Here is a 13,449-nt window from a genome sequence, read left to right on the forward strand (position 1 = left end):
GCTGCTGTCACTCACGGTATCGAGTATCTCTTGTGTCCCAGGTCACCCGGCTACTTGGTGGCCTTGTCGTAGATCACCGCGACGCTGCCGGTGTTGGGCGTGAACAGATCCTTGTCCACGGCCTTCCAGCCGCCCAGGTCCGCGATGGTCCACAATTTCTGCGGGGCCGGGAAGTCCTTGGCGAAGTCTGCGGCCACCTTCGGGTCGACCGGGCGCAGGCCGGCCGCCGCGAACGCCTTCTGGCCGTCCGGGGTGAACATGAAGTCCTTGAACGCCACGGCCTTGGCCGGATTCTTGCTGTTCTTGGTCACCGCAACCGGGTTTTCGATCTTGAACGTGGTCGGCGGGATGAAGTGCTCGATCGGATCGCCGTTGCGCTCGGAGAAGAGGGCTTCGCTCTCATAGCTCAGCAGCACGTCACCGGTGCCCTGCAAGAAGGTCTCGGTGGCTTCGCGGCCTGACTTCGGCTGCACTTTCACATGATCCTTGGTGATCAGCTGCGACAGGTAGTCCAGACCTGCCTGCGGATTCTTGCCGCCGTCGCTCTTGGCCGCGTACGGGGCCAGCAGGTTCCACTTGGCCGAACCCGAGGAGAACGGGTTGGGGGTCACGACCTCGACGCCCGGCTTCAGCAGATCGTCCCAGTCCTTGATGCCCTTGGGGTTGCCCTTGCGGGTGGCGATCACGACGACCGAGCCGAACGGAGTTCCCTTGTCGGCGTCCGCATTCCAGCTCGCGTCGACCAGACCGGCGTCCACCAGGCGGGTGATGTCCGGCTCGACGGAGAAGTTGACGATATCGGCCTCGGCGCCGTCCTTCACCTTGCGGGACTGATCGCCCGAGGCGCCGTAGGACTGCTGGAACTTCACGCCCTTACCGGCATCGGTCTTGTTGAAGGCCGAAATCTCATTGTCGAAACCGGGCTTCGGGACCGAGTAGGCGTAGAGGTTCAAGGTGCCGCCGCTACCGTCGGCAACCGCGCCCTTGTCGGTGGAGTCGCTCGAACCGCCGCTGCACGCCGCGAGAACGGTCGCGGCGACCGCAGTCATCACGACGGCGATAGATCGACGAGAGAGCCTGGAGCTGCGAGACATCGGGGTGGACCTTTCGAGAAACCCGCCGGGGACAAGTGGGCGGATGAAGGAGGTAATGCCGTAGACCCGTCACGGCGAAAAGGCGACGGTGGCGCCACAGCCCGAAGGCCGTCGGGAATCGGACACGACTGCGAAAAGGTTCGCGCGCCAGTCTACTCAGACGTGCAGCAGTGCCCGGGAGGCAATCAACGACACAGAATGTCCGCGACCGCGAGGCAGCCCACCGCGATCAACGCCAATTCATGGCGGACCTGGGGCACAACACTCGACGACACGGGGCAGACTGTAGCAGGGCGGAACGTCTCACAGGAAACGGAGCGGGCCGCCTATCACTGTGAACATACCCACGGGGGAAATAAATGACTGCTCCAGATCGGGTCCGCCGGACCTTTCCCGGCATTTCGACTCGCACCTGGGAACATCCCGCCGACCGCACCGCACTGGTCACCCTGCGCTCACTGTCGGGCTTCGACACGCTGCTGCGCGCGCTCTCCGGACTGCTCGCCGAACGTCAGTATCGGCTGATGTATCTGGCGACCGCGGTGCGGGTGGACGAGCGGCAGTTCAAGAAGGTGCACCAGCTGCGCGAGGACGCCGTGCGCATCCTGGACGCGAGCACCACGCCCGAGATGTTCGTCCTGCAGGACCCGGAAGTGAATGCCCTCACCATCGGCATGGATCGGCCCTTCATCGTCCTGACCACCGGACTGCTCGATCTGCTCGATCCCGAGGAGCTGCGCTTCGTGGTCGGGCACGAGCTCGGGCACGCCCTGTCCGGGCATGCGGTGTACCGGACCATGCTCATGCATCTCATGCGACTGGCCGACGGCGTCGGCTGGATTCCGCTGGGCGGCTGGGCATTACGCGCCATTGTCGCCGCGCTGATGGAATGGAGCCGCAAATCCGAACTGTCCGGCGACCGGGCCGGGCTGCTCTGCGGGCAGGACGTGGACGCCTCGGTGCGGGTGCATATGAAGCTCGCCGGCGGCTCCCGCGTGGACGAGATGAGCCATGCGTCGTTCCTGGAGCAGGCCGATGCCTACGACCGCGCGGGCGATCTGCGCGACGGGGTGCTGAAACTGCTGAATCTGGAATTGCAGACGCACCCGTTCTCGGTACTGCGGGCGGCCGAACTGCGGCGCTGGATCGCCGGCGGTGAATACGACCGGATTCTGGACGGCCGCTACCCGCTGCGGGAGCAGGACAAGAACGCCCGCATCAGCGATCAGGTGAAGGAGGCGGCGCGCACCTATCGGCAGAACTTCGATCAGTCGCAAGACCCGCTCATTCGCGCGGTGCGCAATCTCGGCAGCGATGTGGGATCCGCGGTGGGCACCGTGGGGCAGGAAGTCGGTGAGACCGTATCGAAGATCGGCAAGCGGTTCAGCGAATGGCGGGAGCGGGACGACGAATAGCTACCGGCGTGCGGCCCGCGTAGCTATTCGCCGTCGGTACTGATCGGTTATTCGTCGCCTTCGACCACGGGCGGGTTCTCCAGAATGTCGAGAACCCACTCCTCCGTGGCACTCTCGGCATCATCCTCGTCGGGGCGGATGCGGTTGCTGAGCCGGACGCCCAGGCCCAGCAGCTGCGCCGCCTTCACCATGTCGAGCGCCTCTTCGGGGCCCGTGTAGTGAGTCGCGATGAGACGCGGCTCGTCCTCTTCGAAATCCTCTTCGGACAGCAACGTCACCAGTTCCAAGCCTTCATCGGTTGACATGGTGCAGGAGCGTACGCGCAGCATCCGACAGTGCGGGTCTGAAGTCCGATTCGCCCGATGAATAGCAGGCGAACTCAGCGCGTGAAGAGCCAGGCGATGACAACGAGAACGAGCAGCGCGACCAGAGCGAGCTGAACACGGGAACGAGGCATCAGGCGGCTTCCTTACGCATGCGACGCGGCTGCGCGGCGGGCGCCGCGGCCTCCTGGGCGACCACTCGATCACGGCCCAGCGCACGCAGCGCAACTCGCAACACTCGATCCAGCACATAGGCAATGGCGAAACAGACCGGCACCATGGCGGCCAGCACCACGGCGAATTGAGGGACGAAGGGCAGGCCGGCCACCCATAGTTCGACGCCGTCCCACCATCCTGCGATCGCATGCACGACACCAGCCTAGGCCGAAAGCCCGCGGGTGGACGATTCGGGCCGACAGGACAGAAGATGGTGACTATGGAGTCCTATGACGAACCGGAGTCGTACGACCGCCCGCTGAGTAGCGGTGCGGCCGATATCGAGTCCGAGACGCTCGGCCCGCCCCGGGATGCGCTCGACCGGCCCGACGCCCAGCTTTCGGACGGCTACGTTCCGGCCGCCATCGGTGAGGCGCACTATTCGAACTTCCCGCCGATCGACGATTACGCATTCCTCTCCGACTGCGAGACCAACTGCCTCATCGCCCGCAACGGCTCGGTGGAGTGGATGTGCATCCCGCGGCCGGACTCCCCCAGCATTTTCGGCGCCGCGCTGGACCGCAGCGCCGGGCACTTCCGGCTCGGCCCCTACGGCCGCAATGTGCCCGCCGCCCGCCGGTATCTGCCCGGCGGGCTGATCGTCGAGACCACCTGGCAGACCGAGACCGGCTGGATCATCGTGCGCGATGCGCTGGTCATGGGGCCCTGGCACAACAATCGATCGCGCAGCCGCAGTCATCGGCGCACTCCGATGGACTGGGATGCCGAGCACATGCTGCTGCGCACCGTGCGGTGCGTGAACGGCGTCGTCGAACTGGAGATGAGCTGCGAACCGGCCTTCGACTACCACCAGCAGGCGGCCAATTGGGAATACAGCGGCGATGTGTACGAACAGGCCTCGGCCACCTGCGATATCGAGAGCTGCCCGACGCTGACCATCACCACCGATCTGCGCCTCGGGCTGGAAGGCCGGGAGGCTCGGGCCCGCACCCGCATGAAGGAGGGCGATCAGATCTTCGTGGCGCTGTCCTGGTCGGATCTGCCGCCGCCCAAGACCTTCGAGGCCGCCGCGGACAAGATGTGGCAGACCACCGAGGCGTGGCGGCAGTGGATCACCCTGGGGCGCTTCCCCGATCATCCGTGGCGCGGATATCTGCAGCGCAGTGCGCTCACCCTGAAGGGGCTCACCTACGCGCCGACCGGCGCGCTACTGGCGGCGGCCACCACCTCGCTCCCGGAAACACCTGGCGGGGAACGCAATTGGGACTACCGCTACACCTGGGTGCGGGACTCCAGCTTCGCGCTGTGGGGTCTGTACACCCTCGGCCTGGATCGGGAGGCCGACGACTTCTTCGCCTTCCTGCACGATGTCGCCACCGACGGAAACGGCAGAGCCCTTCCGCTGCAGGTGCTTTACGGCATCGGCGGGGAACGCGAGATCACCGAGACCGAACTCCCGCACCTGTCCGGCTATGACGGCGCACAACCGGTGCGCATCGGCAACGGCGCGTACAACCAGGATCAGCACGATATCTGGGGCACGATTCTGGATTCGGTTTACCTGCACGTGAAGTCGCGCCAGCAGGTGCCGGAGACGCTGTGGCCCATGCTGGAACGGCAGGTGCAGGCCGCCATCGAGAACTGGCGCAATCCCGATCGCGGCATCTGGGAGGTGCGCGGCGAGCCACAGCATTTCACCTCGTCCAAGGTGATGTGCTGGGTCGCGCTCGATCGCGGTGCGAAACTGGCCGAACTGCACAGCGAATTCGACTACGCCAAGAAGTGGCACGATATCGCCGACGAGATCCGGCAGGACATCCTCGACAACGGCGTCAATGCCGAGGGTGTGTTCACCCAGACCTACGGCAGCGATAGCCTCGACGCCTCGCTGCTGCTGGTGCCGCTGCTGCGCTTCCTGCCGCCCGATGATCACCGCGTGCGCGCCACCGTGCTGGCCATCGCCGACCGGCTCACCGAGAACGGGCTCGTGCTGCGGTACCGCACCGAAACCACCGACGACGGCTTGATCGGCGTGGAGGGCTCCTTCACCATCTGCTCGTTCTGGCTGGTATCGGCACTCGTCGAAATCGGCGAACTGCAACGCGCACAACAGCTCTGCCAGCGCCTGCTCGGCTACGCCAGCCCGCTCAAGCTCTACGCCGAGGAAATCGACACCCGCACCGGCCGGCACCTCGGCAATTTCCCCCAGGCTTTCACCCACCTGGCCCTGATCAATGCGGTCATGCATGTGATCCGTGCCGAGGAATCACACAGCTCCGGCCAGTTCCACCCGGCCCACCCCGGTCGGTAAGTCGTTCGCTCGCAAACGATTTCAGGTCGCCCCGCGTAAACCGCGGGGCGACCACACCGTCGCCCGAACCGATGGTCCGCTCGCCATCATCCCGCCCGCCGCCGAGGCCGCACCCCTGCCGATGTCCAGCGCGCACCACCCCGCCGGCTGCAGGACCTCGCGATTCGGCCGACCTCGTGGCTCGGTCGTCCCGGCGCTTGTTCGGCCGGGATCCACTACAGCCCAGCGGATTACGCGGGAACGACGAGGACAGGCCCCGACTAGTACTCGGCGTTTCCGCCGCGGGCGTCGGCGCGTTCGCGGAGGTCGTGCAGGCGGACAAGAGCGGCTTCGATTTCGGTGAGGCGCTGCTCGCGGCGCTGGCCCGAGTGCACGGCGGCGGCCTCCTCGGCGGCGCGCAGCGAGGCATCCACCGAACGCAGTGTCTCATTGGCGATTTCGGTGAAATGGTCGCGGAGATTGCGCTGCACGGCCCGCAGGCGGTAGCGCGATTCCTTGCTCACCTGGAAGATCACATCGTCCATGAGGCGCGATACCGCGACCTTGGCCTCGGACTGGCGGCGCTGGCGGCGGTTCTTGCGGTCGTCCCACAGGGCGTTGATGCCGAGCAGCACGCCCGCGCCGGCCGAATACCAGTTGACCAGGGACATGCCCAGCAGGCTGGTGGCCAGACCGACCATCAGGATGCCACCGTAGGACCCGCGCAGCGTGTTCAGCGCCGTCTGCGTCACCGCCGTTTTCGCGCTGTCCAGTGTTTCCAGCGAGGTCACCGGCTCCAGCACCGCCCCCACCTCACCCGGATTGTCCAGGCGCAGTTCAGGTGTCGGAATACCGCGGTCCGGGAACTTCGCGGCCACCTGCTCGGCCAGCTCGACCGAGCGGTAGTGCGCGATGACGAAGTTCTCCTCCACCGCCTCACAGATCTTGGCATCCAGATCGGCGCCGAAATCGTGCCAGCGCCGCACCGGATCACGCTTCATGATGTCGGCCTCGGCATCACGGATCAGACTGCGCAGGCGGTGCCGAAGATCGTGTTCGGTATCGGCCATCAGCTCACCCGCGCCGTCGGCGAGGGTGACCTGCCAATTGGCGCTGCGCTGCCGCAGCTGCTCGGCCTCCTCGCGGGTGCGCCGCAGCTGCTCGGTGATCACGCCGTAGCGGCGCGGATCGCGCAGCGTCTCGGCCTCGGTCCGCAGGGCCAGCGCCAGATGGTCGGTGATCAGCCCGATATCGCGCACCGCGGCATCGACGGCCACCGCATCGGCATTGCCGAGCACATAGCTGCGCAGGTGGTCGAGCAGTTGCGGCACACCGGATTCCAGATCCGCCTGCTGATCACCGGTGGCGATCGCCTGCTCGTGCAGCCGCGCCGAAGCGGGCGCGACGGCGAAGGCCAGTCCGGCCGCGTCCAGCAGCCGCCGATCGTGCTGCTGCACCTCCGGCCACTGCGGCGACTGATCGATCTTGTTGAGTACGCAGACCACCGTCGGGCACACCTGCTGAATGCGCTGCAGCTGCCCGATCTGCCCACTGGTGAACGGTGCGGCGGCGTCCGCGACATAGAGCACCGCATCGGCGACCGCCAGCAGCGACCAGGTGGCCGGGGTGTCGGCGGGCGAGCCGGGCGCGTCCAGCACCACGAAACCCTCCGCCAGCAGTGGGCTGGGTTCGGTGAATTCGGCCCGGATCACACCCTCGGCATCCATGGCGGACACCGCGTTACCCGGATCGATCGGCAGGCGTTCGGTGGTGCCGCCCGGACCGACCCGCACCAGCGTCGCCGTGGACTGCGGCCCGTACTCGGCGATCACCGGCACGCTGACGGCATTCTCCGTGGCGCTGACCGTCGTCCCGACCAGGCTGTTGACCAGCGTGCTCATTCCGCTCTTGGACTCGCCCACCACAACCAGGCGCACCCGGGGATCGGCGAGCCGGGCGCGCGCGATGCCGAGGCGTCCGGCCAGATCCGCGCGACCCGCCGCATGGATGGGCTCCAGCAGCTCGTCGAGCAGCCCGAGCAGCGGCGCCATCGCATCCGGATTCTTCACTGCGACAAGGCGTTCGACACCGCTCACAGGAGCGTGTGGTCGAACGGGCCGTGTACCTGATAGTGGGTGTCGGCGAAGGAGGTGTCGGCCGGCATGAGCCCGCTCGTGAGCCCGCCGTCATGCATCAGGAAGACCGAGTGCAGCGTGGAATCATCGGCGATCGGCATCACGTGCAGACTCGAATCTATCGGGTCCCCAGCGGGTTTCACCGGTTTGGGTACATCCGGCACATGCTGCTGTGTGGTCGGCGGCTGCACCACGCTCGGCATGACCGGCACCGGATCCAGCGAAATGCTGGGCTGCCCACCGTGTGTCGGCAGATCCGGTTGCGTGGTCGGCTGCGACGGATTGGTCACCGGCGGCTGATGCGTCGGCGCCGAATCGGTATCGCTCGGCACGGTGACCGGCGGGACGGTGCCGTGGGTGTCGCTGTCATCGGACGGATAGTGCGGGCGCGTGGTGGTATCGGAGTCCTGATCCGGCGTGACCGGGGCGACCGTGACGGGCGCATGTGTCGTCGGCACGGAGGGAGCCGTGGTCAGCACCGGCATCTTGGTCACCGGATCGATACCGGGCAGCTTGGTGACCGGCGGGACCGAGGGCGCCGTGGTGAGCATCGGGTCGGGCTTCGCGGGCACACTGATCTGCGGCACCGACCCACCGGGCGCGGTGGTCAGCGGCAGCGGCTTGGCGATCGTGCTCACCGGATGCTCGGAATCACCGTGCGCGCCCGAGGCGAGCAGCACCGGACCGGCGTGGTTGAACAGTGCCGGGGCATTCGCCGCCGAGGCGGTCAACGGCGACTGGCCGGGCGTGGTCAAGAGATTCGCGATCGGATGCGTCGCGGCATCCGGCTGAATCGTGGTCTGCAGCGGCGTGGTGACCACCGGCTGCGCGACTGCCACCGGCGGCAGGAAGACCGGCGCGGCCGCGACGGGCGCGATCGGGGCGATGGCGATCGGGGCGGCAGCGGCGGGCATCGGCGCAGTCGGGGCCGGAGCGAAGGCGGGGGCGCTCGGGGCGCTGTACACGGGAGCACCGGCCGGAGCAGCGAGTCCGGGGGCACCGGCGGCGACTCCGGGAGTACCGGCAGCGCCGAGGCCGGGAGCACCAGCGACCGGAGAACCGGGCAGGCCACTCGCCGGACCGGCTGCGCCGGTCGCCTGCGAATTAGCCTGCTGGCCTGAGGGATTCGCGGCCGAGCTCGGACCGCCGGTCAATCCCGCGGCGGAGGCGAACGGGTTGTTCGGGTCGACGGGCGTGCCCGGCAGACCGGCGGGGATATGCGAAATCCCCTGTCCCATATCCTGAGTGAACTGATCGAGCTGGTGGCCGACATTGCCGACCGCGACATCGACCTTCAAATCCGATTCGAACTGCACACCGTCGAGTCCGACGTGCATATCGACGGCCCAGTCGGTGCTCACGTACACCCCGACGGGACCATTGCCGATACCGTCGAAAATGCTTGGGTGCGAGCCCTCTCCGAAACCTTCGCCACCGCCGAAGCCTGCGCCGCTGCCGTGCGGCCCGAAACCACCGCCGGGCCGGCCGAACCCACCACCCGGTTGACCGAAACCGCCACCGGGCAGCCCGGGTAGGTGCAGGCCGTCGAAACCGTGTGTGGCGAAGCCGTCGTCACTCAGCCCGGGTAGGTGCAGTCCATCGAAGTCCGGCAGATGGAAGCCGCCCGGAATCTGGAACTGCTGATCCTCGGCGGCCAGACCGGGCTGCGCCCCGAAAGGCAGGCCCGCGGACTGTCCGTCGCCGGGTAGCTCGAAACCGGACTGCGGCTGGTAGTCGTGGGTGGACGGCAAGGTGAAGGTCGCGGGCAGATCCGTATCGGGCAGACCCACGCCGTGGAAGCCCGCCATGCTCGGATCCGGCATCGAGCTGGCATCGAAATGCGAAGGCAGCAGCCCGGCATCGGTGCCGAAGTGATCGTCCGGAGCAACGACCGGCGCGATGCCGCCGTAACCGCCGTGGGCGGGCGGCATGCGATCGATGGTCAGATCCGGGAAGGTGAGGGTCGGGCTGGGCACGTCCGGCTGCGGATCATCGACCTGCGACCAGCCCACATTGCGGCTGTCGTGATCGATCGCCGGGGTGGCGCCCCCGCGGGTGCCGGCCGAGGCGATGAGAGCTCCGCCGGTGACATACGCGCCCGCCCTCGCCACGCGCGCGACCCCGTCGGCAATCCGATACGCGGCGTCACCCGCATCATCGCCGCCGACACCCGGTGCGTCGCCGAAGGGCAGGTCACGCGTCATACAAGCTCCACTCTCAAGGATCGGCGGTCCGCCAGTGGCGGACCGCCGTTCTCAACTCGTTTCACACCCTATTTCCGGATACCCGGTCTGTCACATCCACCAGGTAGAAGCTGGTGTGCCAGTGGTGCGACACATAGCTTGTCATCCGACATATCGGGACGGAAGCCCCAGATTTTGTGTGAATCGAGCTGGACTCCTGATTTCGTGCGGGCCGGGTAACTCGTCGGGTACGTCCAAAATGGAGTTGGCACTCGACCGCCGGCACGCGTGCATCACCCGTCCACGGCTCTCAGCTGTGCGCTGAAGGTTCGGGGACGCGGGGGAGTTTTACTTCTTGGTCTTGCTGTCCGACGGCGAATCGGTGGACAGCGCCGCCACGAAGGCTTCCTGCGGGACCTCGACGCGGCCGATGGTCTTCATCCGCTTCTTGCCCTCCTTCTGCTTCTCCAGCAGTTTGCGCTTACGGCTGATGTCACCGCCGTAGCACTTGGCGAGCACGTCCTTGCGGATGGCGCGAATGTTCTCGCGGGAGATGACCTTCGAGCCGATGGCCGCCTGGATCGGCACCTCGAACTGCTGCCGCGGAATGAGCTCGCGCAGCTTGCTGGTCATCTTGTGGCCGTATGCCTGGGCCGAATCCTTGTGCATGATGGCCGAAAACGCGTCCACCGCCTCACCCTGCAGCAGGATGTCGACCTTGACCAGAGCGGCCGCCTGCTCGCCGACCTCCTCGTAGTCGAGCGAGGCGTAACCGCGGGTGCGCGACTTCAGCGAATCGAAGAAGTCGAAGATGATCTCCGCCATCGGCAGCGTGTACCGCATCTCGACGCGGGTCTCGGACAGGTAGTCCATACCGAGCAGCTCACCGCGACGGTTCTGGCACAGCTCCATGATGGTGCCGATGAATTCGCTGGGCGCGATCACCGTGCACTTGGTGATGGGCTCGTAGATCTCGCGGACCTTGCCCTCGGGCCAGTACGAGGGGTTGGTGACAACCTGTTCGGAACCGTCCTCCAGCACCACGCGGTAGATCACATTGGGCGCGGTGGAGATCAGATCCAGATTGAACTCGCGCTCGAGCCGCTCTCGGGTGATCTCCATATGCAGCAGTCCGAGGAAGCCGCAGCGGAAGCCGAAGCCAAGGGCCACAGACGTTTCCGGCTCATAGGTGAGCGCGGCATCGTTGAGCTGCAATTTGTCCAGGGCATCGCGCAGATCCGGGTAATCGGAGCCGTCGACCGGGTACAGACCGGAGTAGACCATCGGCCGCGGTTCGCGGTAACCGGTCAGCGGCTCGGTCGCGCCGTCGCGCATGGTCGTGACGGTGTCACCGACCTTCGACTGCCGCACATCCTTCACACCGGTGATCAGGTAGCCGACCTCGCCGACGCCCAGACCCACGGTGGGCTTCGGCTCGGGCGAGACGATGCCGATCTCCAGCAGTTCGTGGGTGGCGCCGGTGGACATCATCTTGATCTTCTGACGCGGGGTCAGCCTGCCGTCGACCACACGCACATACGTGATGACGCCGCGGTAGGTGTCGTAGACCGAGTCGAAAATCAGTGCGCGAGCGGGTGCGTCGTCCTTGCCGACCGGCGCCGGAATCTCCGCGATGACCTTGTTCAGCAGCTCGGCAACACCGACACCGGTCTTACCGGAGACGCGCAGCACGTCGTCGGGCTCACAGCCGACGATGTGCGCGATCTCGGCGGCATAGCGGTCCGGATCCGCGGCGGGCAGGTCGATCTTGTTCAGCACCGGGATGACCGTGAGGTCCTTGTCCATGGCCAGATACAGGTTGGCGAGCGTCTGCGCCTCGATCCCCTGTGCGGCATCGACCAGCAGAATCGCGCCCTCACAGGCCTCGAGCGCACGCGACACCTCATAGGTGAAGTCCACGTGACCGGGCGTGTCGATGAGGTGCAGGACGAATTCCTCACCATCGACCACCCACGGCAGGCGCACGTTCTGGGCCTTGATGGTGATACCGCGTTCACGCTCGATATCCATGCGGTCCAGATACTGGGCGCGCATCTGCCGCGGGTCGACCACCCCGGTGAGCTGCAGCATGCGATCGGCCAGGGTCGATTTCCCGTGGTCGATGTGCGCGATGATGCAGAAGTTCCTGATCCGGGACGGATCGGTGAACGTCGTATCGGCGAAACTGCTAATCGGAGTCACTCCTCGGCATGGCGAAACAGCGGCATGTCAACCCCGAAGTCTACGGTGCGCGCCGGACCGCTCTCGCCAGTGGAGCACCCGGACGGCGAACCGCCGCTCAGCACAGGCGAATCCGGCCCGGATGAGAAACCGGACATCCGCCACTAGGCTGCCGAGATGGCCGGCAGGTGGAACGCTCTGGGGAAGCAGTTGGGGATCGTGGCAAAAGAGCAGGGCACGCATATCGTCAAGCAGCAGGCGCCCAAATTGTTCGGGCGGATGCAGAACTCCTCGATGTGGGGCCGGGCCCTGCGCGCGGTGGCCGCGCGGCCCGCACCGCCGGTCTCGGTCCGGCCGACCTCCTCGGCCGGGGTGCCGTCGGGGGAACGCGCCCGGATGATCGTCTACAGCCCGCAATTGGACGGTCGTGCCGATCCGGGCGAAATCGTCTGGACCTGGGTGCCGTACGAGGAGGACCCCAGCAATGGCAAGGACCGGCCGGTGCTGGTCGTCGGCCGCGAGCGCGGGACGCTGCTGGGGCTGATGCTCTCCTCCAACGAAGACCATGAGCACCACCACAATTGGGTCGGCATCGGGCCCGGCGCCTGGGATCACGAGGGCCGGCCGAGCTGGGTGCGCCTGGATCGGGTGCTCGATGTCCCCGAGGACGGCATCCGCCGCGAGGGCGCCATCGTCCCCCGCAAGATCTTCGACCGGGTCGCGCACCGGCTGTGCGCCGAATACCACTGGCACTGAAATACCACCGGCACCGAACAGAGCGAGTGCCCCGCTCCATGGGAACGGGGCACTCGAATCACGAAAGAGCCGTCAGCTCACCAGGTTGCGGGAGCGACCGAAGATGCCGCTGTAGACGAGGGCGCCGAGTACACCGCCGACCAGCGGGAAGACCAGGAAGACCCACACCTGCGCGAGCGCACCGTCCTGATAGAAGGCGACACCGAGGCTGCGCGCCGGGTTCACGGAGGTGTTGTCGATCGGGATCGAGATCAGGTGGATGACGGCCAGCGTGAAGCCGATCGACAGACCCGCCAGCGGCACATCCGAGAGCTGATCGGTGGAGGCCAGCACCACGAACACCAGCAGGCCGGTCAGGATGATCTCCACGGTGATGGTCGCGGCCAGGCCGTAACCATTGGTGACGATGCCGCCGAGCTCCGCCTTCGAGGGACTGTGCGCGCCCCAGCCGTTGGCGCCGAGGCCATTGGTGGCGCGGTCGTAGGACGGCAGATTCTTGGCGATGGCGTAGATCACCGCACCGCCGATCAGACCGCCGATCACCTGCGCCACCCAGTAGGCCGCGGCGACGCCCGCCGTGACCCGGCCCAGCAGCAGCTGGCCGACGGTGACCGCCGGATTCACATGGCAGCCGGAGATCGGGCCGATGGCGTACACCAGGAACAGCAGGGTCAAACCGAAGGCCAGCGCGACTCCGAGCGCACCCACCCGGTCACCCGCGATGACCGCGGTGCCGACACCACCGAGTACCAGCACGAAGGTGCCGAACGTCTCGGCGAGCAGCTTGCGCGCCAGCGATACCTCTTGTAACTCGGTGAGATCCTCGACGACTTCCTGAGCTGTGGGAGACATCAGCCACCTTCCGGGATCGTCCCCGCCTACCGCGGAGAGCATC

11 protein-coding genes are annotated in these 13,449 nt (G+C 66.6%); 3 read left to right on the plus strand and 8 right to left on the minus strand.

The window, feature by feature from the left end:
- Positions 1–50: 50 nt before the first annotated feature.
- Both OG716_RS22085 and OG716_RS22090 read right to left on the minus strand, forming a co-directional pair.
- Positions 51–1,049, minus strand: a complete 999-nt coding sequence (locus tag OG716_RS22085) for a sulfate ABC transporter substrate-binding protein (protein ID WP_405132684.1) — start codon at positions 1,047–1,049, stop codon at positions 51–53.
- A 230-nt stretch (positions 1,050–1,279) separates the two neighbouring features.
- Positions 1,280–1,369 (minus strand): Ms4533A family Cys-rich leader peptide, encoded by a 90-nt coding sequence (locus OG716_RS22090; protein WP_327144567.1) that lies wholly within the window; start codon positions 1,367–1,369, stop codon positions 1,280–1,282.
- Positions 1,370–1,453: 84 nt separating this feature from the next.
- On the opposite strand from OG716_RS22090, the gene OG716_RS22095 reads away from it, so the two are divergent.
- Positions 1,454–2,509 (plus strand): M48 family metallopeptidase, encoded by a 1,056-nt coding sequence (locus OG716_RS22095; protein ID WP_405132685.1) that lies wholly within the window; start codon positions 1,454–1,456, stop codon positions 2,507–2,509.
- 47 nt (positions 2,510–2,556) lie between these two features.
- Here the strand turns inward: OG716_RS22095 and OG716_RS22100 are convergent, their stop codons facing one another.
- A complete protein-coding gene (locus tag OG716_RS22100; protein WP_405132686.1) occupies positions 2,557–2,814 on the minus strand; it encodes a hypothetical protein in 258 nt (85 codons plus the stop codon).
- A 151-nt stretch (positions 2,815–2,965) separates the two neighbouring features.
- Positions 2,966–3,202 (minus strand): hypothetical protein, encoded by a 237-nt coding sequence (locus OG716_RS22105; protein WP_327144565.1) that lies wholly within the window; start codon positions 3,200–3,202, stop codon positions 2,966–2,968.
- 66 nt (positions 3,203–3,268) lie between these two features.
- Between OG716_RS22105 and OG716_RS22110 the strand changes: the two genes are divergently transcribed.
- The gene (locus OG716_RS22110) at positions 3,269–5,320 is read left to right on the plus strand and encodes a glycoside hydrolase family 15 protein (protein ID WP_405139833.1); all 2,052 of its coding nucleotides are present in this window, start codon (positions 3,269–3,271) and stop codon (positions 5,318–5,320) included.
- A 260-nt stretch (positions 5,321–5,580) separates the two neighbouring features.
- Here the strand turns inward: OG716_RS22110 and OG716_RS22115 are convergent, their stop codons facing one another.
- From OG716_RS22115 to lepA, 3 genes are all read right to left on the minus strand, one after another.
- Positions 5,581–7,395: a hypothetical protein gene (locus tag OG716_RS22115; RefSeq protein WP_405132687.1), complete on the minus strand. Its 1,815-nt coding sequence runs from the start codon at positions 7,393–7,395 to the stop codon at positions 5,581–5,583.
- Entirely contained in the window at positions 7,392–9,638 is a 2,247-nt protein-coding gene (locus OG716_RS22120; protein ID WP_405132688.1) for a hypothetical protein, read from the minus strand. The genes OG716_RS22115 and OG716_RS22120 overlap by 4 nt, the downstream gene beginning before the upstream one ends.
- A 327-nt stretch (positions 9,639–9,965) precedes the next feature.
- Positions 9,966–11,819, minus strand: a complete 1,854-nt coding sequence (gene lepA, locus OG716_RS22125) for a translation elongation factor 4 (RefSeq protein ID WP_327144561.1) — start codon at positions 11,817–11,819, stop codon at positions 9,966–9,968.
- 156 nt (positions 11,820–11,975) lie between these two features.
- Between lepA and OG716_RS22130 the strand changes: the two genes are divergently transcribed.
- Positions 11,976–12,554: a type II toxin-antitoxin system PemK/MazF family toxin gene (locus tag OG716_RS22130; RefSeq protein WP_355123458.1), complete on the plus strand. Its 579-nt coding sequence runs from the start codon at positions 11,976–11,978 to the stop codon at positions 12,552–12,554.
- Between the two features lie 72 nt (positions 12,555–12,626).
- On the opposite strand, the gene OG716_RS22135 is transcribed toward OG716_RS22130, so the two are convergent.
- Positions 12,627–13,406, minus strand: a complete 780-nt coding sequence (locus OG716_RS22135) for an aquaporin (RefSeq protein WP_405132689.1) — start codon at positions 13,404–13,406, stop codon at positions 12,627–12,629.
- Between the last annotated feature and the right edge of the window lie 43 nt (positions 13,407–13,449).

It is taken from the genome of Nocardia sp. NBC_01388 (genome assembly GCF_045040085.1).
GTDB lineage: Bacteria > Actinomycetota > Actinomycetes > Mycobacteriales > Mycobacteriaceae > Nocardia.